General features: G+C 73.0%; 14 protein-coding genes. 10 read left to right on the top strand and 4 right to left on the bottom strand.

All coding sequences use genetic code 11. The features are described from left to right. The first annotated feature begins 63 nt into the window (after positions 1-63). The 3 genes from AC07B0_RS17050 to AC07B0_RS17040 are packed head-to-tail and all read left to right on the top strand — an operon-like array spanning position 64 to position 3,966. Positions 64-1,239: an ATP-binding cassette domain-containing protein gene (locus tag AC07B0_RS17050; protein ID WP_478898523.1), complete on the top strand. Its 1,176-nt coding sequence runs from the start codon at positions 64-66 to the stop codon at positions 1,237-1,239. Beyond that, the gene (locus AC07B0_RS17045; protein ID WP_478898522.1) at positions 1,211-3,304 is read left to right on the top strand and encodes a YhgE/Pip family protein; all 2,094 of its coding nucleotides are present in this window, start codon (positions 1,211-1,213) and stop codon (positions 3,302-3,304) included. The genes AC07B0_RS17050 and AC07B0_RS17045 overlap by 29 nt, the downstream gene beginning before the upstream one ends. Positions 3,305-3,333: 29 nt before the next feature. After that, positions 3,334-3,966: a TetR/AcrR family transcriptional regulator gene (locus tag AC07B0_RS17040; protein WP_356878809.1), complete on the top strand. Its 633-nt coding sequence runs from the start codon at positions 3,334-3,336 to the stop codon at positions 3,964-3,966. Between the two features lie 303 nt (positions 3,967-4,269). On the opposite strand, the gene AC07B0_RS17035 is transcribed toward AC07B0_RS17040, so the two are convergent. The 4 genes from AC07B0_RS17035 to AC07B0_RS17020 all read right to left on the bottom strand — a co-directional run bounded on the left by AC07B0_RS17035 (position 4,270) and on the right by AC07B0_RS17020 (position 9,762). Beyond that, entirely contained in the window at positions 4,270-6,678 is a 2,409-nt protein-coding gene (locus AC07B0_RS17035) for a transglutaminase TgpA family protein (RefSeq protein ID WP_478898521.1), read from the bottom strand. Further along, positions 6,675-8,027, bottom strand: a complete 1,353-nt coding sequence (locus AC07B0_RS17030; protein WP_478898520.1) for a DUF58 domain-containing protein — start codon at positions 8,025-8,027, stop codon at positions 6,675-6,677. Before AC07B0_RS17030 ends, AC07B0_RS17035 begins: the two co-directional genes overlap by 4 nt. Then, positions 8,027-9,037, bottom strand: a complete 1,011-nt coding sequence (locus AC07B0_RS17025; RefSeq protein ID WP_356878815.1) for an AAA family ATPase — start codon at positions 9,035-9,037, stop codon at positions 8,027-8,029. Before AC07B0_RS17025 ends, AC07B0_RS17030 begins: the two co-directional genes overlap by 1 nt. A 137-nt stretch (positions 9,038-9,174) precedes the next feature. Next, on the bottom strand, positions 9,175-9,762 hold the full coding sequence (locus AC07B0_RS17020) for a beta-class carbonic anhydrase (protein ID WP_469380015.1): 588 nt from the start codon (positions 9,760-9,762) through the stop codon (positions 9,175-9,177). Between the two features lie 275 nt (positions 9,763-10,037). Between AC07B0_RS17020 and rsmH the strand changes: the two genes are divergently transcribed. The 7 genes from rsmH to murD all read left to right on the top strand — a co-directional run bounded on the left by rsmH (position 10,038) and on the right by murD (position 19,400). After that, positions 10,038-10,997: a 16S rRNA (cytosine(1402)-N(4))-methyltransferase RsmH gene (gene rsmH, locus AC07B0_RS17015; RefSeq protein WP_356878819.1), complete on the top strand. Its 960-nt coding sequence runs from the start codon at positions 10,038-10,040 to the stop codon at positions 10,995-10,997. Beyond that, complete coding sequence (ftsL, locus tag AC07B0_RS17010) at positions 10,994-11,653, top strand: cell division protein FtsL (RefSeq protein ID WP_356878821.1); 660 nt, start codon at positions 10,994-10,996, stop codon at positions 11,651-11,653. The genes rsmH and ftsL overlap by 4 nt, the downstream gene beginning before the upstream one ends. Positions 11,654-11,755: 102 nt before the next feature. Continuing rightward, entirely contained in the window at positions 11,756-13,774 is a 2,019-nt protein-coding gene (locus tag AC07B0_RS17005) for a peptidoglycan D,D-transpeptidase FtsI family protein (RefSeq protein WP_469380019.1), read from the top strand. Positions 13,775-13,811: 37 nt separating this feature from the next. Then, the gene (locus AC07B0_RS17000; RefSeq protein WP_469380021.1) at positions 13,812-15,506 is read left to right on the top strand and encodes a UDP-N-acetylmuramoyl-L-alanyl-D-glutamate--2,6-diaminopimelate ligase; all 1,695 of its coding nucleotides are present in this window, start codon (positions 13,812-13,814) and stop codon (positions 15,504-15,506) included. Continuing rightward, positions 15,503-16,924, top strand: a complete 1,422-nt coding sequence (locus tag AC07B0_RS16995; protein ID WP_356878827.1) for a UDP-N-acetylmuramoyl-tripeptide--D-alanyl-D-alanine ligase — start codon at positions 15,503-15,505, stop codon at positions 16,922-16,924. The genes AC07B0_RS17000 and AC07B0_RS16995 overlap by 4 nt, the downstream gene beginning before the upstream one ends. After that, entirely contained in the window at positions 16,921-17,991 is a 1,071-nt protein-coding gene (mraY, locus tag AC07B0_RS16990; RefSeq protein ID WP_356878829.1) for a phospho-N-acetylmuramoyl-pentapeptide-transferase, read from the top strand. The genes AC07B0_RS16995 and mraY overlap by 4 nt, the downstream gene beginning before the upstream one ends. Beyond that, positions 17,973-19,400 carry a UDP-N-acetylmuramoyl-L-alanine--D-glutamate ligase gene (gene murD / locus AC07B0_RS16985; protein ID WP_356878831.1) on the top strand — a complete coding sequence of 476 codons (1,428 nt, stop codon included), beginning with the start codon at positions 17,973-17,975 and terminating at the stop codon, positions 19,398-19,400. The genes mraY and murD overlap by 19 nt, the downstream gene beginning before the upstream one ends. Positions 19,401-19,422: the final 22 nt, after the last annotated feature.

The raw sequence follows: 19,422 nt of genomic DNA, 5'->3' as shown, positions 1-19,422 counted from the left end.
GCCTTTGGGCCCGCACCTGATAGTTTTTGAACTGACCGGTCAGTTCAATAGAAGGGGGACGGCGTGGACAGCCCGCACGGCGCGGCCGTCAAGGCCGAGGGCTTCGGACTCAAGGGCCCGCGCGGCTGGGCCTTCCGGGGCGTCGGGATCGACGCGGCGCCCGGCTCGCTCATCGCGGTCGAAGGGCCTTCCGGCAGCGGACGGACCTGTCTGCTCCTCGCCCTCACGGGGCGGATGAAGGCCACCGAGGGCCACGCCGAGATCGGCCGCCACCGGCTGCCGAAGAAGATGGCGGCGGTCCGCCGGATCTGCGCCCTCGGCCCGGTCCCCGGGGTCAACGACCTCGACCAGGCGCTCACCGTCGCCGAGCAGCTCCGCGAGGGGGCCCTCCTCCAGCGGCACTACACGGGCCCCGTTCGGGCCCTGCTGCGCCCGCGCGGGGAGCGCCGTGCCAGTGTGGCGTCCCGGATCGAGGCGGCCCTGACCGCCACCGGACTGGACCTGGACACCCTGCCGAAGGGGCCGCGCACCTCCGTGCGCGAACTGGAACGGCTGGAGGCCGTACGGCTGTCCGTGGCGATCGCCCTGCTGGGCAGTCCCCGCCTGCTGGCCCTCGACGACCTGGACCTCAAGCTCTCGGACGCCGAGCGCACCGAGGTCTGGGCCCTGCTGCGGTCCATCGCCGACCGGGGGACCACCGTCCTCGCGGTGTGCAGCGAGGCCCCCGAGGGCGTCACGGTCCTGCGCACGGTCGCGGCCGCGGAGACCCCCGCCGAGATCCCCGCGAAGTCCGCGAAGCCGGGCAGCTCCGCGAAGCCGGGCAAGTCCGCGAAGCCCGCCGCCGGCGGCGCCGGTCCGAAGATCACCTGGGGCCTCTCCGGCGACCCCGCGTCCGACCGGGACGCGGCGGCCGACGGGAAGCCGGCCCCGGACAACGACACGGACGGCACCCCGGCACGCACGGCGGACAAGACCCCGGCCAAGGCCGATACCCCGGCCAAGGCCGATACCCCGGCCAAGGCCGATACCCCGGCCAAGGCCGATACCCCGGCCAAGGCCGATACCCCGGCCAAGGGTGAGACCCCGGCCGGGGAGCCGGACGGGTCCGAGCCCGGGAAGCCGACCACGACCACCACGGCCACCACGGCCACCACGACCACCACCACCGGCACCACCGGCACCACCGACGAAGACCCGAAGGGGGCGGACGATGCGATCTCCGAAGCTGGCCGCGCTTGAGCTGAAGCGGTTCGGGCGGGGGAAGCTGCCCCGGGCCGCGCTCGTCGCGCTGCTCCTGCTGCCGCTGCTGTACGGAGCCCTGTACCTGTGGTCCTTCTGGGACCCGTACGCGCGCCTCGACAAGGTCCCCGTCGCCCTCGTGAACGCCGACACGGGCGCCACCGTCGACGGCAAACGGATCGAGGCCGGCGACGAGATCACCAAGAAGCTGCACAACAGCAAGACCTTCGACTGGCGCGAGGTCAGCGCCGCCGAGGCGGCCAAGGGCCTGGAGGACGGGAAGTACTACCTGTCCCTGACCATGCCGGCCGACTTCAGCACGAAGATCGCCTCCAGCTCCGGCGAGGACCCCGCCACCGGCGCCCTCCAGGTCCGCACGAACGACGCGAACAACTACATCGTCGGCTCGATCTCGAAGACCGTCTTCTCCGAGGTCCGCGCCGCCGCGTCCACGAACGCCTCCCGCGGCTTCCTCGACAAGATCTTCGTCAACTTCTCCGACCTGCACGACAAGACCGCCGAGGCCGCCGACGGCGCCGACAAGCTCAAGGACGGCGCGGGCAAGGCCCAGCAGGGTGCCAAGGACCTCGCCGACGGCCTGGACACGGCCAAGGAGAAGACCGGCGAGCTCAACGGCGGGCTGAAGAAGCTCAACACGTCCGCCGGCCAGCTGGAGACCGGCGCGAAGGACCTCGCCGCCGGCACCCAGACCCTCGCCGACAAGGTCAACGGCGCCGCCGCCAAGGCCAAGCCGTTCGTCAGCGACCCGAAGTCCCTGGCCGCCAACGCCGCGCTCGTCGCGGACTCGGCCAAGGTGGTCAGGAACCACCTGGACACCTTCCTGAAGAAGGCCCCCGCGGTCGCCACCGGCACCAAGACGGCCCAGACCAAGATGGACAAGTACTACACCGACCACTGCGTCGCCCCGGGCGCCGAGCCGCACCTGGCCTCCTGCCCCGACCTGAAGGCGGTCAAGGACAGCGTCGCCGAGGGCGCCCTGCTCGCCGCGGACGCCAACAACGTCGCCCAGGCGGCCGGCACGGACGTGAACAAGCTCCGCGGCCAGCTCACCGACCTGGAGAACAAGGCCCGCGAGCTCGTCGACAAGGCACCGGCCCTCGCCTCCGACCTCGACACGGCCGTCACCAAGGTCAACGCCCTGAACAGCGGCGCCCAGAAGGTCTCCTCCGGCATGGCCCAGCTGCACACCGGCATCGGCAGCGCCACGAAGGGCTCCGGCGCCATCAACGAGGGCGTCGGCAAGCTCGGCGACGGCGCCCACACCCTCGACGGCGGCATGTACAAGCTCGTCGACGGCTCCGGCGAGCTCGCCGGGGGCCTGCACGACGGCGCCGGCAAGATCCCGGACTACGACCAGCAGGCGCGCGACGCCCGCACGCAGGTCATGGCCGACCCCATCCAGCTCGCCAACCAGTCCCTGCACAAGGCGCCCAACTACGGCACCGGCTTCGCCCCGTACTTCATCCCGCTCTCCCTCTGGGTCGGCGCGATGGTCGCCTACATGCTGATCGCCCCGATGAACAAGCGGGCCCTGTCCACCGGCGCCTCGCCCTGGCGGATCGCCCTCGCGGGCTGGCTGCCCGTGCTGGGCATCGGCGTCGCCCAGGTGGGCCTGCTGATGTCCGTGCTCCACTGGGCCCCGGGCCTCGGCCTGGAGATGGAGAACCCGGCCCTGACCGTCGGCTTCCTGTTCCTGGTCACCGGCTGCTTCGCGGCGATCGTCCAGTGGCTCAACGCCAAGTTCGGCGCCGCCGGCCGCATCCTGGTCCTCGCCGTCCTGATGCTCCAGCTGACCTCGGCGGGCGGCACCTACCCCGTTCAGACCAGCCCGGACTTCTTCAACGCCATCCACCCCTACCTGCCGATGTCGTACGTCGTCGAGAGCCTGCGCCGCCTGATCACCGGCGGCGACCTCACCCCGGTGTGGCAGGGCGGCGCGGTCCTGGTGGCCTTCACGGTCGGGGCCCTGGCCCTCACCGCGCTCGCCGCCCGCGGCAAGCAGGTGTGGACGATGGACCGGCTGCACCCGGAACTGAGCCTGTAAGGGGCTGTTGACCTGTGAGAATCAGCGCCATGGAAAGCAGCAGCACCGGTACGGGCACCGGCGGCGCCCGCCGCCAGGCCACCCGGCAGAAGCTCTACGAAGCCGCCGTCACCCTCATCGCCGAACAGGGATTCTCCGCGACCACGGTCGACGAGATCGCGGAGCGGGCGGGCGTGGCCAAAGGCACCGTCTACTACAACTTCGCGAGCAAGACCGACCTCTTCGAGGAGCTCCTGCGGCACGGGGTGGGGCTGCTCACCGCCTCGCTCCGGGCCGCGGCCGAGGAGACCGAGGCGCGCGGCGGCAGCCGCGTCGAAGCCCTGGACGGCATGATCCGCGCGGGTCTGGTCTTCATCGACCGCTACCCCGCCTTCACCCAGCTCTACGTCGCCGAACTGTGGCGGACCAACCGGGCCTGGCAGTCCACCCTCATGGTGGTCCGCCAGGAAGCGGTCGCGGTCGTCGAGACGGTGCTGCGCGAGGGCGTCGAACGGGGCGAACTCAGCGCCGAGATCGACGTCCCGCTGACGGCGGCGGCGATGGTCGGCATGGTGCTGGTGGCCGCACTGGACTGGCAGTCCTTCCAGAGCGAGCGGTCACTGGACGACGTCCACTCGGCCCTGTCGCTGCTCCTGCGGGGACGGGTCAGCGGCAGCCGGTGACCCCCGGTCGGCGGTGCCCACCGGGGGCGCCGCCGGCGTAGAACTGAGTATCCGTACCTAGCCGCCGAATTGAGTACGCGTACGGATGGGCTCCCACCTGCGAGAACAGCAGAATGGGGGGCGACGGACAGGGCCTTCGGCCCGCACCGCGGACACGGGGCCGCGGAGCGGGCCGGGTCCCTGGCCGACAGGGATCGGGGGACCCGGCAACGGGAAACGCCGGTGCGCCGGGGCTCGGGGGGAACGAGCCCGGACGCACCGGCGTTTTCCGTACGCGAGCGGCGGCTACGGGAGCCGGCCCGCTCAGCCCCGCCCGCGCAGCGGGATCCGGATGCGGCCGAACACGGCCGCCGCCCGCTCCGACAGCGCGGCCCAACGGGCCGACACGGCCCACGAGACCCGCGCCGCCGACCGCGGCAGCAGCATGGCCCGCAGCCGCCCGCCCCGCCCGGCACCCGCCAGCAGGCCCGCCCGGGCCAGCAGCACGTCGCCGGTGAGACCGGGGTACGACAGGTCCGCGCCCGGCGGGGCGTACAGTGCCCGCTCCACCGCGCCCGCGACCCGGTGCACCGCCTCGGCGGCCTCCGGCTCCAGCCGGCCGAGCAGCACCACGCGCGCCGCGGCCCCCCGCGGGGACAGCGCCCCGTCCGGCGGGACGCCCACGTCCCAGGCGGCGTCACCCAGCTCCCGCCAGGCCAGGAGCACCTCGCCCGAGCCCAGCCGGCGCGCCCTCACCCGGCCGCGCCACAGCAGCGGCAGCAACAGCAGACCGAGTACGGCCAGCGTCGCGCCGGTCCAGCCGAGGACCGCGCCCACCGGCAGGCCGCCCGAACCGGACGCCGCGTCCTGCTTCAGCGCCGGACCGCCGCACTCGCCCAGCTTCTTCAGCTCCGGCGGGCACTCGTCCGCCTTCGACGGCGCCGTCGAGGGCTGCGCGACGGGCTGCGACGGCAGCGCGGACGGCGACGACGGCTGCGGGGCCGGGGCCTCGGTCCGGCTGTAGTCCGGCACCGAGATGCCCGCGCGGGGCGTCGGCTCGAACCGGGTCCAGCCGATGCCCTCGAAGTACAGCTCCGGCCAGGCGTGCGCGTCCCGCATCGAGACGTTCACGCTGCCGTCCGACTGCTTCTCGCCCGGGGTGAAACCGACCGCGACCCGCGCCGGGATCCCGAGCGTCCGCGACATCGCCGCCATCGAGAAGGCGAAGTGGACGCAGAAGCCCTCCTTGTCGTTCAGGAAGCGGGCGATGGCCTGCGAACCCGTACCGGAGGACACCTTCGTGTCGTAGCGGAAGCCGCCGTTCACCGCGAAGAAGTCCTGGAGCCTGACCGCCCGCGTGTAGTCGTCCCGCGCCCCCGCGGTGACCCGCCGGGCCGTGTCCGCCACCACCGGCGGCAGGTTGTCCGGCAGCTTCGTGTACTCCGCCTGCACGAACGGGTTCGGCCCGGGCGCGCTCTGCAGCTGCTGGGCCGTGGGCCGCAGCAGCAGGCTCCGTACGGTGTACTGCGCGCCCTGCACGTTCTGGAAGCGGTCCTTGCCCAGCTGGTCCCCGACGAGGGTCCGGCCGGCCGGCTCGAAGCGCCACTTCCCGCCGATGTCCACCTGCGTCGCCGGGTACGGCATCGGCAGGTAGCGCTGCGCGTACGTGTCCGACGCCGAAACCGTCGTACGGACCTCGCTCGCGCTCTCGCGGACCCGCTCGCTCAGCCCCGACGGGGCCGGCAGCCGCTCCGGGACGTCCGTCAGCGGGCGCCCGGAGGCCTCCCACTTCACCCCGTTGAACTCGTCCAGCGCCAGGATCCGCAGGTACTGCTCGCCCAGCTGGGGGCTGTCCGTGCGGTACCGCAGGACGACCCGGTTGTCCTGCGCGTTCAGGCTGCTCTGCAACGAGACCAGCGGGTTCACCGCCGAGATCGTCCCGCCCGTACCCCCGCCCGAGCCGTCCTCGCCCCCGCCGAGCATCCCGCCGCCCAGCGCCGGCAGCACGGCCGGCACGGCCAGCGCCAGGCCCAGCGCGGCCACGCCGATGCGGCGTCCGGTGCGGACCGGGGCGACGGCCCGGCCGCCCGAGCCGCCCCCGTAGCCGGAGGCGGCCGAGACCCGCCCGCTGGGCGCCGCACCGAAGACCCGGCCCCACTGGGCGAGCCGGTCGCGCCCCTCGGACAGCAGCAGCATCAGGTAGCCGCCGCCCGCCAGCAGGAAGGAGAACCAGGCACCGCCCTGACCGGCCGACAGCCCGGCGGCCACCGAGTACAGCGCCAGCAGCGGCAGCCCGGCCGCCGCGGCGGTGCGCACCGTCACCGCCAGGACGTCGACCAGCAGGCCGATCAGCAGCACCCCGGCCAGCAGCAGCAGCCGGATGCCGTCCGTCGTCGGAGCCGGTATCGCGAACTCGCCGACGTCGCGGACGCCCTGCTGGAACAGGGCCCCGAAGTCGGTGACGAGGAAGGCCAGCGGCCCGGACCCGGTGGACTCCGCCTTCCCCGCGAAGAGCAGGGCCAGCATCAGCAGGGACACCAGCAGCTGCGCCGCCACGGTCAGCGACCTGGCCAGCGGCACCCGCCGCGCCCCGGCCCCCACGGCCGCCTGCACGCCGAGCAGCGCCGCGGCCTGGAGCAGCCAGCCGGACGATTCCACCAGCGGGGCCAGCGACCAGGAGGTCAGCAGCGTCGCCAGCATCGCGAAGAGCGTCACGCGCGCCCGCCCGCTCATCCCCAGCCTCCGGAGGTCGCCGTGCCGAGGGGAGCGTTCCCGGCCTGCCGCCACAGCTCGCCGAACGCGGCGCCGGGCGGGACGGACAGCGCCGTCCAGCCCGCGTCCCGCAGTCTGCGCAGCCGCTCCTCGACCCGCGAGGGCGCTCCCGCCCAGGTCGCCGAGTCCAGTACGAACGCCACGGCGCCTCCGCTGCGCTGGCGCATCCGCGCCGCCATCTCGGCCTGTACCTCGTCCAGGTCGCCGAAGAACGCGATGAGCAGGCCGTCCCCGCCGGACGAGCCGAACCCGCCGCCGCGCAGGGCGTCGTAGGCGGCGGAGAGCCCGGCCCCGTCGGAGTGGCCGACGACCGCGAGGGTGTCCATCATCAGCCCGGCCGCCTCGGCGGACTCCTGCCCGCCCGAGGAGAAGCCGCCGCCCTCGCCGCCGCCCGCGGAATCGCCGGTGTCGGTCAGCAGCCGCACCGAGAAGCCCTGTTCGAGCACGTGCAGCAGGCTGGAGGCGGCGGCGGACACGGCCCACTCGAACGCGGAGTCCGGACCGGCCCCCTCGTAGGCGAGGTGCCGGGTGTCCAGCAGCACGGTGGCCTTGCTGCGCTGCGGCTGTTCCTCGCGGCGCACCATCAGCTCGCCGTAGCGGGCGGTGGAGCGCCAGTGCACCCGGCGCAGGTCGTCGCCGCGCCGGTAGCCGCGCGGGATCACGTCGTCGTCCCCGGCCAGGGCCAGCGAGCGGCGGGTGCCGTCGCCGTAGCCGTTCGCCTCGCCGGTCATGCGGACCGGGGGCAGGGGTTCGGTGCGGGGGATGACGGTGAGGGTGTCGTAGGCGCTGAAGGAGCGGGTCAGCTCGACCAGCCCGAAGGGGTCGCTCAGGCGCAGCTGGAGCGGGCCCAGGGGGTAGCGGCCGCGCAGGTCGGACCGGACCCGGTACGAGACCTCGCGCCGCCCGCCGGACTCGACCCGGTCCAGTACGAACCGGGGCCGGGGCCCCAGCACGTACGGCACCCGGTCCTGGAGCATGAGCAGTCCGGTCGGCACGCGGGAGACGTTCTCCATCCGCAGCTGGACCCTGGCCTCGCCCCCGGCGGGCACCCGGGACGGGCTGAGCCGGCGGCTGCCGGAGACCCGGTGCCGGGTGCGGTGCAGGGCCAGTACGCAGATCAGGGGGAGCACGACCAGCAGCAGTCCGACCCGCAGCAGCTGGCTCTGGCCCAGGACGTACGCGCACGCGGCGGCGGCTGCTCCGGCGGCCAGGAACGACCGGCCGCGGGTGGTCAGCCCCGCCAGCGAGGCCCGCAGCCCACCCGTCTCCCTCGGCAGCCCGCCGGCGCCGCGCGGGGCACCGGCGCTCATCAGAAGCCCCGGATGCCCGCGCCGGGCGGCATCTCGCCGCGGGCGTGCGCGGCGGGGACGGGGGTGCGCTGGAGGATGTCGTGGACGACCTGCTCGGCGGTGCGCCGGTTCAGCTGGGCCTGCGCGGTGGGCAGCAGCCGGTGCGCGAGGACGGGGGCGGCGAGCGCCTGCACGTCGTCGGGCAGGACGTAGTCCCGGCCGGCCAGGGCGGCGGAGGCCTTCACGGCGCGCAGCAGGTGCAGGGTGGCGCGGGGCGAGGCGCCCAGGCGCAGGTCGGGGTGGCTGCGGGTCGCGGAGACGAGGTCGACGACGTAGCGGCGGACGGGCTCGGCGACGTACACCTCGCGGACCGCCTCGATCAGCTTGACGATGTCGTGGGCGTGCGCGACGGCCGTCAGGTCGTCGAGCGGGGAGAGCCCGCCGTGCACGTCGAGCATCTGGAGCTCGGCGTCGGGGCTGGGGTAGCCGACGGAGACGCGGGCCATGAAGCGGTCGCGCTGGGCCTCGGGGAGCGGGTAGGTGCCCTCCATCTCCACCGGGTTCTGCGTGGCGACCACCATGAACGGGCTGGGCAGGGTGTACGTGGTGCCGTCGATGGTGACCTGGCGTTCCTCCATCGACTCCAGCAGCGCCGACTGGGTCTTCGGGGAGGCGCGGTTGATCTCGTCGCCGATGACGATCTGAGCGAAGATCGCGCCCGGCTTGAACTCGAACTCGCGGCGCTGCTGGTCGTAGATGCTGACGCCGGTGATGTCGGAGGGCAGCAGGTCCGGAGTGAACTGGATGCGCTGCACCGAGCAGTCGATGGACTTGGCGAGCGTCTTGGCCAGCATGGTCTTGCCCACGCCGGGGACGTCCTCGATCAGCAGGTGTCCCTCGGCGAGCAGCACCGTCAGGGCGAGGCGCACGACCTCGGGCTTGCCCTCGATCACGCCCTCGACCGAGTGGCGGATCCGCTCGGCCGTGCTGGTCAGATCCGCGAGGCTCGCTCGGTCGTCATACGTGGTCACCTGGTTCTCCTCGGCCCTTTCAAAGGGCCGACGCTGTTGGCGCATGAACCGGCCCACCCCGAAACACGGACACCCGTCCCGGAGATTTCCGGCGGACGTCTTCCCGCATTCTTGACGCCGTCACGGCCTCGTGTCACTCAAGAGGCGGGATCGATCTCCCGGAGCAGCCCGGTGTGGACGTCGAAGACGAAGCCTCGCACATCGTCGCGGAAAGGCAGGAAGGGGTTCGTGCGGACCCGCTGCATGGACTGGCGGACGTCCTGGTCCACGTCGCGGAAGGCCTCGACGGCCCAGGCGGGGCGCTGGCCGACCTCGTCCTCCAGCTCGTGCCGGAAGTCCTCGGTCAGGCTTTCGAGACCACAGCCGGTGTGGTGGATGAGTATCACCGCGCGGGTGCCGAGCGCCCGCTGGCTGATGGTGAGGGAGCGGATGGTGTCGTCCGTGACCACCCCGCCGGCGTTGCGGATGGTGTGGCAGTCGCCGAGCTCCAGGCCCAGGGCGGCGTGCAGGTCGAGGCGCGCGTCCATGCAGGCGACGACGGCCACGTGCAGGACCGGCCGGGCGTCCATACCGGGATCGGTGAACTCCGAGGCGTACCGCCGGTTCGCCTCGACGAGCCGGTCGGTGACGGAGGCGCCGCCGGATGCCTGGGCTGCGGGGGTGACGGGCAGGGATGCGGAAGTCGTCATGGTTAAGACGTTAGTGGTCACACGTCGTGGAGGCATTGAGAGAGGGTGGACAAAGAAGGTCAACCAGGCTTGTTGTGAGCTAACCCACAGGGGTGGGGCGGAGGCCGCCGTTCAGGTGATTCGCGGCTTTTGCGGGTTCACGGGGAGAGGGGCGCACCGCGCGCGGGGCGGTTCGTTGACCGCGGCGACCGTTGCACTAAAGTGACGCGAACCGGCCGGAGCCCGGCCCTCACCGGCCGCCCGGCCCCCTGGTAAAACTCCGCGTGCGCGGCGCGGCGTACGCCTGCCGCGCCGTTATCTGAGAGGGCGCTTTGACTAGCGAGTCCCGACATGTCCCGGTGATGCTCCAGCGGTGCCTGGACCTGTTGGCCCCGGCGCTGGAGAGGCCGGGGGCCGTCGTCGTCGACTGCACCCTCGGCCTCGGCGGCCACAGCGAGGCCCTGCTGACCCGGTTCCCCGAGGCGCACCTGATCGGCCTCGACCGCGACAAGGAGGCCCTGCGGCTCTCCGGCGAGCGCCTCGCGCCCTTCGGAGACCGGGCCACCCTCGTCCACGCGATCTACGCCGACCTGGCCGAGGTGCTGGACGGCCTGCGGATCCCCGCCGTCCAGGGCATCCTCTTCGACCTGGGCGTCTCCTCCATGCAGCTCGACGAGGCCGACCGCGGGTTCGCGTACGCGCAGGACGCCCCGCTCGACATGCGCATGGACCAGACGACGGGCATCAGCGCCGCCGAGGTGCTCAACACCTACGCCCCGGGCGAGCTGGTGCGGATCCTGCGCCAGTACGGCGAGGAGAAGCAGGCCAAACGGATCGTCTCCGCGGTCGTCCGCGAGCGGGAGAAGGAGCCCTTCAGCAACAGCGCCCGCCTCGTCGAGCTGATCCGCGACGCGCTCCCGCAGGCCGCCAAGCGCACCGGCGGCAACCCCGCCAAACGGACCTTCCAGGCCCTGCGCATCGAGGTCAACGGCGAGCTGTCCGGCCTGGAGCGGGCCATTCCGGCGGCGGTGGACCGGATCGCGGTCGGCGGCCGGATCGCGGTGCTCTCGTACCACTCGCTGGAGGACCGGCTGGTCAAGCAGGTCTTCGCGGCGGGCGCGGCCTCCACCGCGCCGCCCGGACTGCCGGTGGTGCCGGAGAAGTACCAGCCGAAGCTGAAGCTGCTGACGCGCGGCGCGGAGCTGCCCACCGAGGAGGAGATCGCCGAGAACCGGCGGGCGGCCCCGGCCCGGTTCCGCGGCGTCGAGCGCATCCGCGAGGCGCGGCTGTGAGCCCGGCGGGCCGCTCCGGGGGCGGCAAGGCGGCCGGCAAGGTGGCCACGCTGACCCGCGGGCAGGCGGCCCGCATCGGCCGGGCGCTCGGCAGCGGCCCGGCCGCGCGGCCCGCCGGCGGCGGCCCGCCGGGGCAGGCGGCGCGGATGCCGTTCGTGCTGCTGGTCGTGGCCCTCCTCGGCGGCGGGCTGATCAGCCTGCTGCTGCTGAACTCCGCGCTGAACGAGGGATCCTTCCAGCTGAGCAACCTGAAGAAGGAGACCACCGCGCTGACGGACGAGGAGCAGGCCCTCCAGCGCGACGTCGACGGGTACTCGGCCCCCGACGCCCTCCAGCGGCGGGCCCACGAGCTGGGCCTGGTGCCCGGCGGCAGCCCCGTCTTCATCGGCCCGGACGGCAAGGTCGCGGGCACCGTCTCGACGGCCGAGGCCCCGCCGCCGCCGTCCCCGCCGCCCTCCGCGCAGGTCCCCCCGGTCCAGAACCCCGCCCCCTCCGGCGCCCCGGCCTCCCCGGGCCAGGCACCCGCGCCGTCGGGCGGCCCGGCTCCCGCGCCGTCCGGCTCCCCGGCCTCCCCGCCCCCCGCGGCGGGGGGCCCGTCCGCCCCGGCCGGGTCACCCCAGCCCCCGCAGCAGTCCACCCCCGATCCAGGCAGGTGACGTCGTGACCCCGCTGACAGGCGGTTCCGCCGTGCACGGGCACGGTCCCGCGGGGCCCCGCCCGGCCCTCGCCCCCGCCCTCCCCGGCCCGGGGGTGGCCGCGTGAGCCCCAAGGAGCCGCCCCGGCGGCGCGTGCCGGGGCCGGCCCGCCCCCGGCCCGGCGACCGGGCCCGCGCGAACGCCCGCCCGGCCTCCCGCCCCGCGACCCGGCGCCCCGCCGGCGCCCGCAGGCCGCACACCATCCGGCTCGGCAGCCCCAAACCCCGGCTGCGGCTGGTCAGCGTGGGCCTGACCCTGGTGATGCTCGCCTTCGTCGTACGGCTCCTCCAGGTGCAGGCCGTCGACGCCTCCGCCTACTCCGCGAAGGCCACCGAGAACCGGTTCGCGAGCCACACCCTGGCCGCCGAGCGCGGGGAGATCACCGACCGCAAGGGCGTGGCCCTGGCGACGAGCGTCGACGCGTACGACATCACCGCGGACCCGAAGATGTTCACCCCGCAGGAGAGCAAGGCCCCCGACGCCGCCGAACAGGCCGCCGCACTGCTCGCGCCCATCCTCGGCAAGGACGCCAAGGAACTCACCGCGCGCCTGAAGACCAAGAACACCCGCTACGTCATCCTGGCCCGCCGCCAGACCCCCCAGGTCTGGAACCAGATCAAGGACCTCAAGCGGCTCTTCGCGGAGAAGGCCGCGGCGGACAAGAAGAACAACGGCCCCGGGGCCAACGTCATCGCCGGCGTGTTCAACGAGAACAGCAGCAAGCGCGTGTACCCGAACGGCGCCCTCGCCGCCGGGATACTGGGTTACGTCAACGCGGAGGGCAAGGGCGGCGGCGGACTGGAGTCCTCCCTCGACAAGAAGCTCGCCGGCAAGGACGGCGAGCTCACCTACGCCCAGTCCGGCGGCCGCCGCGTCCCCACCGCGGGATCCAGCGAGAAGCCCGCCGTACCCGGCGACGACATCGAGCTGACCATCGACCGCGACATCCAGTGGGCGGCGCAGAGCGCCATCACCGAGCAGGTCGAGAAGTCCGGCGCCGACCGCGGCTACGTCATCGTCCAGGACACCCGCACCGGCGAGGTACTGGCCATGGCCAACGCCCCCGGCTTCGACCCCAACGACCTCACCAGGGCCACCTCCGCCGCCATGGGCAACGCCGCCCTCCAGGACGTGTACGAGCCCGGCTCCACCGCCAAGGTGATGTCGATGGCCGCGGTCCTGGAGGAGAAGAAGGCCACCCCCGCCACCCACGTCGAGGTCCCCAACCGGCTGCACCGCGGCGACCGTCTGTTCAAGGACGACATCGACCACCCCACCTGGTACCTCACCCTCAACGGGGTCCTCGCCAAGTCCTCCAACATCGGCACGATCCTGGCCACCGGCCAGCTCGGCCCCACCCAGCCCGAAGCCAACAAGGTCCTGCACTCCTACCTGACCAAGTTCGGCATCGGAGCGCCCACCGGCCTCGAATACCCCGGCGAATCGCGCGGCATCCTCGCCAAACCCGAGGCCTGGTCCACCTCCCAGCAGTACACGATCCCCTTCGGCCAGGGCCTGTCCGTGAACGCGATGCAGGCCGCCTCCGTCTACTCGACGATCGCCAACGGCGGCGTCCGGATCACGCCCACCCTGGTGCGCGGCACCAAGGGCCCCGACGGCCGCTTCACCCCGGCCCCGGAACCCGAACGCACCCGCGTGGTCAGTCAGGAGACCGCCAAGACCCTCTCCGAGATGCTCGAATCGGTCGTCGACGACCAGGAGGGCACCGGCACCAAGGCGCGGATCCCCGGCTACCGGGTCGGCGGCAAGACGGGCACCTCCAACCGGGTGGATCCGGCCACCGGCCGCTACAAGGGTTACACCGCCTCCTTCGCCGGGTTCGCGCCCGCCGACAACCCGCGCATCACCGTCTACTGCGCCATCCAGAACCCCACCAAGGGCAGTTACTTCGGCGGCCAGATCTGCGGACCGATCTACAAGACGGTCATGGAGTTCGCCCTCAAGACCCTCCAGGTCGCACCCACCGGCACGGCACCCGCCGGACTCCCGGTGACCTTCGAAGGCGGCCCGCCGCCCGCCGCCCCGAACACGGCGCAGCCCAGCCCGCAGCCCGGACAGTGATCCGGCCGCCCAGCCAGAAATGCGTGAGGCACCATCAGTGACAACCATCACCCCGAATCCCGGGAACCGGTCGGCCGACGACGCCCAGGCCGGGCCCTCGCTTCGCGAGCGGCCCGCCGCGCCCGGTACGCTCACCGCCGTGCCCCACGCTGATCAGCCCAGAAACGCCCAGAAAGACGCCCCGGCAGCGCCGCCGGGAGCGCCCCGGCCCCTGTCCGCCCACCCCACCCCCCTGGGTGAGCTGGCCGGCCTGCTGGGACTCCCTGAGTCGGACGCCACGCGGATCACCGGCATCACGCACGACTCCCGTGCCGTACGCCCCGGCGACCTGTACGCGGCCCTGCCCGGCGCCCGCCTGCACGGGGCGGACTACGCCGCCCAGGCGGCCGCCCTCGGCGCCGCCGCCGTGCTGACCGACCCCGCCGGAGCCGAACGCGCCGCCGCGACCGGCCTGCCGGTCCTGGCCGTCGAGGATCCGCGCGCCCGGATGGGCGAGCTCGCCGCCGCGGTCTACGGACGCCCCGGCGACGGCCTGCTCCAGCTCGGCATCACCGGAACCTCCGGCAAGACCACCACCGCGTACCTCGTCGAGGGCGGGCTCCGCGCGGCGGGACGCACCACCGGACTCGTCGGCACCGTCGAGATGCGCATCGGCGACGAACGCATCAAGTCGGAGCGGACCACCCCCGAGGCCACCGACCTCCAGGCCCTGTTCGCCGTCATGCGCGAACGCGGCGTCGAGGCCGTGGCCATGGAGGTCTCCAGCCACGCCCTGGTGCTCGGCCGGGTCGACGGCTGCGTCTTCGACGTCGCCGTCTTCAACAACCTGAGCCCGGAACACATGGAGTTCCACACCGGCATGGAGGACTACTTCCAGGCCAAGGCCCAGCTCTTCACCGAGCGCCGGGCCCGCCTCGGCGTCGTCAACTACGACGACGAGTACGGCCGCCGCCTCGCCAAGGAGGCGACGATCCCGGTCGTCACCTTCTCCGCCACCGGCGACCCGGGCGCCGACTGGCGCGCCGAGGACGTGGTCAGCGGCCACATGGACTCCACGCTGACCCTGGTCGGCCCCGAAGGACAGCGGGTACGGGCCACCGCGCCGCTGCCCGGCCCCTTCAACGTCGCCAACACCGTCGCCGCGATCGTCACCCTCGCCGCCGCCGGCCTCGACCCGCAGACTGCCGCCGACGGCGTCGCCGCGGTCCCCGGGGTCCCCGGCAGGCTGGAGCGGGTCGACGCCGGACAGGAGTACCTGGCCGTCGTCGACTACGCCCACAAGACCGACGCCGTCGAGTCGGTGCTCCGCGCCCTGCGCGAGGTCACCACCGGCCGGCTGCACATCGTGCTCGGCTGCGGCGGCGACCGCGACACCACCAAGCGCGCCCCCATGGGTGCCGCCGCCGCCCGCTACGCCGACGTGGCCGTCCTGACCTCCGACAACCCGCGCTCCGAGGACCCCCTCGCGATCCTCGCCGCCATGTTCGAAGGCGCCGTGTCCGTACCGCCCGAGGAGCGCGGCACCGTCCTCGTCGACGCCGACCGGGCCGCGGCCATCGCCGCCGCCGTCGCGCGCGCCGAGCCCGGGGACACCGTCCTCGTCGCCGGCAAGGGCCACGAACAGGGCCAGGACACCGCGGGCGTCGTACGGCCCTTCGACGACCGCGCCGTGCTCCGCACGGCGATCGAGAACCAGCGACGCAGCGCCCGACAGGCCGAGGTGAACCAGTGATCGACCTCTCCCTCGCCGAGATCGCCGACATCACCGGCGGGCGGCCCCACGACATACCGGACCCCTCGGTGCGGATCGGCGGCCCCGTCGTCATCGACTCCCGACAGGTCGAGCCCGGCAGCCTCTTCGCCGCCTTCGAGGGCGAACACGTGGACGGCCACGACTACGCCGAACGCGCGGTCGCGGCGGGTGCCGCGGCCGTCCTCGCCGCCCGGCCCGTCGGTGTCCCGGCGATCGTCGTCGACGACGTGGAGAAGGCGCTCGGCGCCCTCGCCCGCGCCGTCGTCGGACGCCTCGGCACCGACGTGGTGGCCCTGACCGGCTCGGCCGGCAAGACCTCCACCAAGGACCTGATCGCCCAGGTGCTCCAGCACCACGCACCCACCGTGTGGACCCCGGGCTCCCTCAACAACGAGATCGGCCTGCCGCTCACGGCCCTGAAGGCCACCGCCGAAACCCGGCACCTGGTCCTGGAGATGGGCGCGCGGGGCATCGGCCACATCGCGTACCTCACCGGCCTGACCCCGCCGCGCATCGGCCTCGTCCTGAACGTCGGAACCGCCCACATCGGCGAGTTCGGCGGCCGCGAGGCCATCGCCCAGGCCAAGGGGGAGCTGGTCGAAGCCCTCCCGGCCGAGGCCGAGGGCGGGGTCGCCGTCCTCAACGCCGACGACCTCCTCGTCCGCGCCATGGCCGCCCGCACGAAGGCCCGTACGGTGCTCTTCGGCGAGGCCGAGGACGCCGACGTACGGGCCACCGAGGTCCGGATGACGCCCGCGGGACAGCCCGCGTTCACACTCCACACCCCGACCGGGTGCAGCGATGTGACCTTGCGGCTGTACGGTGAGCACCACGTGTCGAACGCGCTCGCCGCGGCCGCCGTCGCCCACGTACTGGGCATGTCCGTCGACGAGATCGCCACCGCGCTCTCGGGGGCGGGCACGCTGTCCCGGTGGCGGATGGAGGTCACCGAGCGTGCGGACGGCGTGACGATCGTCAACGACGCCTACAACGCGAACCCCGAGTCCATGCGGGCCGCCCTGCGCGCACTCGCCGCGATGGGCGGCGCCAGGGCGAACGGGGGACGTACGTGGGCGGTGCTCGGCCCCATGGCCGAACTCGGTGACGCATCGCTGGCCGAGCACGACGCGGTGGGACGGCTTGCCGTCCGGCTCAACGTGAGCAAGCTCGTAGCAGTCGGGGGCAGGGAAGCGTCCTGGCTGCAACTGGGCGCATATAACGAGGGTTCGTGGGGTGAGGAGTCGGTGCTCGTGTCCGACGCGCAGGCGGCGGTCGACCTGTTGCGCAGTGAACTGCGCCCGGGTGACGTCGTGCTGGTGAAGGCTTCCAGGTCGGTCGGCCTGGAGCGGGTCGCGCTGGCGTTGCTGGAGCGCGAGGGCGAGGTCGCCGGCCGATGAGGCAGATCCTGTTCGCCGGAGTCATCGGCCTCTTCCTGACCCTCGTGGGAACCCCGCTGCTGATCAAGCTGCTGGCCCGTAAGGGCTACGGTCAGTTCATCCGCGACGACGGCCCGCGCGGGCACGCCGGGAAGAAGGGCACGCCCACCATGGGCGGCATCTCCTTCATCCTGGCCACGCTCGTCGCGTACGCCCTGACCAAGGTGATCACCGGGAGCGAGCCGACCTTCTCGGGCCTGCTCGTCCTGTTCCTGATGGCGGGAATGGGCCTGGTCGGTTACCTCGACGACTACATCAAGATCGTCAAGCGGCGCTCGCTCGGCCTGCGGGCCAAGGCGAAGATGTCCGGACAGCTGATCGTCGGCATCGCCTTCGCGGTGCTCGCGCTCCAGTTCAAGGACTCCCGCGGACTCACCCCGGCCTCCACCAAGCTGTCGTTCGTCACGGACTTCGGCTGGGCGATGGGCCCGGTGCTGTTCGTGGTCTGGGCGCTGTTCATGATCCTGGCCATGTCCAACGGCGTGAACCTCACCGACGGTCTGGACGGCCTGGCCACCGGCGCCGCGGTGATGGTCTTCGGCGCCTACACCTTCATCGGCGTCTGGCAGTTCCAGGAGTCCTGCGCCAACGCGCAGACCCTGACCAACCCGAACGCCTGCTTCGAGGTCCGTGACCCGCTCGACCTGGCCGTCGTCGCGTCCGCCCTGATGGGCGCCTGCTTCGGTTTCCTGTGGTGGAACACCTCGCCCGCGAAGATCTTCATGGGCGACACCGGTTCCCTCGCGCTCGGCGGCGCGCTCGCGGGCCTCGCCATCTGCTCCCGCACGGAGTTCCTGATGGCGCTCCTCGGCGGCCTCTTCGTGCTCATCACGATGTCGGTCGTCATCCAGGTCGGCTCCTTCAAGCTGACCGGAAAGCGCGTCTTCCGCATGGCCCCGCTCCAGCACCACTTCGAACTCAAGGGCTGGTCCGAAGTCCTCGTCGTGGTCCGGTTCTGGATCATCCAGGGCATGTGCGTGATCGTGGGTCTCGGTCTCTTCTACGCGGGATGGGCAGCCGACAAGTGACCTCCTGGCACGGCAAGAACATCACCGTCGCCGGCCTCGGCGTGAGCGGCATCAGTGCCGCCCGCGCCCTGGCCGGCCTCGGCGCATCGGTGACCGTCGTCGACGGCGGCGACAGCGAGGGCCACCGCGCCCGCGCGGCGGAACTCCAGGCCGAGGGGATCTCCGTACGCCTCGGCGACGCGGAGAACCTGCCCGAGGGGACCGACCTGGTCGTCACCTCGCCCGGCTGGAAGCCCGACAGCCCGCTCTTCGACGCCGCCGCACGGGCCGGCGTCGACGTCGTCGGGGACGTGGAGATCGCCTGGCAGCTGCGCGGCGAGAACGCCGCCCCCTGGCTCGCCATCACCGGCACCAACGGCAAGACCACCACGACCCAGATGCTCGCCTCGATCCTGCGGGCCGCCGGCCTGAAGACCGCGGCCGTCGGCAACATCGGCACCCCGATCATCGACGTGGTGACCGGCGACGAGACGTACGACGTCCTCGCCGTCGAGCTCTCCAGCTACCAGCTCCACTGGGCGCCCTCGGTACGCGCCCACTCGGCGGCCGTCCTCAACCTGGCCCCCGACCACCTCGACTGGCACGGCACGATGGAGGCGTACGCCGCCGACAAGGGCCGCATCTACGAGGGCAACACCGTCGCCTGCGTCTACAACGTCGCGGACCCGGCCACCGAGGACCTCGTCGTCGAGGCCGACGTCGAAGAGGGCTGCCGCGCCATCGGCTTCACCCTCGGCGCCCCCGGCCCCTCCATGCTCGGCGTCGTCGACGGCATCCTCGTCGACCGCGCCTTCGTCGAGAACCGGCAGAAGAACGCCCAGGAACTCGCCCACGTCGAGGACGTCAACCCGCCCGCCCCGCACAACATCGCCAACGCGCTCGCCGCCGCGGCCCTGGCCCGCGCCTTCGGCGTCGAGCCGCGCGCGGTCCGCGACGGGCTGCGCGACTTCCGGCCCGACGCCCACCGCGTCGCCCACGTCGCCGAGGTCGCCGCGGTGACCTACGTCGACGACTCCAAGGCCACCAACACCCACGCCGCCGAAGCCTCCCTGGCGGCCTTCGAACCGGTCGTGTGGATCGCCGGCGGCCTCGCCAAGGGCGCCACCTTCGACGAGCTCGTCCAGAAGTCCGCGAAGCGGCTGCGCGGCGTGGTCCTGATCGGCGCCGACCGGGCGCTCATCGCCGAGGCGCTCGCGCGACACGCCCCCGAGGTCCCGGTCACCGACCTCGACCGGACCGACACTGGGGCGATGCTCGCGGCGGTCCGGGAAGCGGCCCGGCTCGCCGAGCCCGGCGACACGGTCCTGCTGGCACCAGCCTGCGCCTCCATGGACATGTTCGCGAACTACAACAAGCGCGGGGACGCGTTCGCCGACGCGGTGCGCGAACTGGCCGCCGAGAGCGCCTAGGTCGATCCAGGGCAGGTTTCCT

The organism is Streptomyces sp. NPDC044704, from assembly GCF_056433525.1.
This window is presented reverse-complemented; position numbering and strand designations above follow the sequence as displayed.

What these genes read in the sequence shown, in the direction of transcription:
- murD (WP_356878831.1), top strand. Translation starts at nt 17,973, where the DNA reads ATGGGCAGCCGACAAGTGACCTCCTGGCACGGCAAGAACATCACCGTC.
- AC07B0_RS17040 (WP_356878809.1), top strand. Translation starts at nt 3,334, where the DNA reads ATGGAAAGCAGCAGCACCGGTACGGGCACCGGCGGCGCCCGCCGCCAG.
- AC07B0_RS17030 (WP_478898520.1), bottom strand. Translation starts at nt 8,027, where the DNA reads ATGAGCGCCGGTGCCCCGCGCGGCGCCGGCGGGCTGCCGAGGGAGACG.
- AC07B0_RS17020 (WP_469380015.1), bottom strand. Translation starts at nt 9,762, where the DNA reads ATGCCTCCACGACGTGTGACCACTAACGTCTTAACCATGACGACTTCC.
- mraY (WP_356878829.1), top strand. Translation starts at nt 16,921, where the DNA reads ATGAGGCAGATCCTGTTCGCCGGAGTCATCGGCCTCTTCCTGACCCTC.
- AC07B0_RS17045 (WP_478898522.1), top strand. Translation starts at nt 1,211, where the DNA reads ATGCGATCTCCGAAGCTGGCCGCGCTTGAGCTGAAGCGGTTCGGGCGG.
- AC07B0_RS17035 (WP_478898521.1), bottom strand. Translation starts at nt 6,678, where the DNA reads ATGAGCGGGCGGGCGCGCGTGACGCTCTTCGCGATGCTGGCGACGCTG.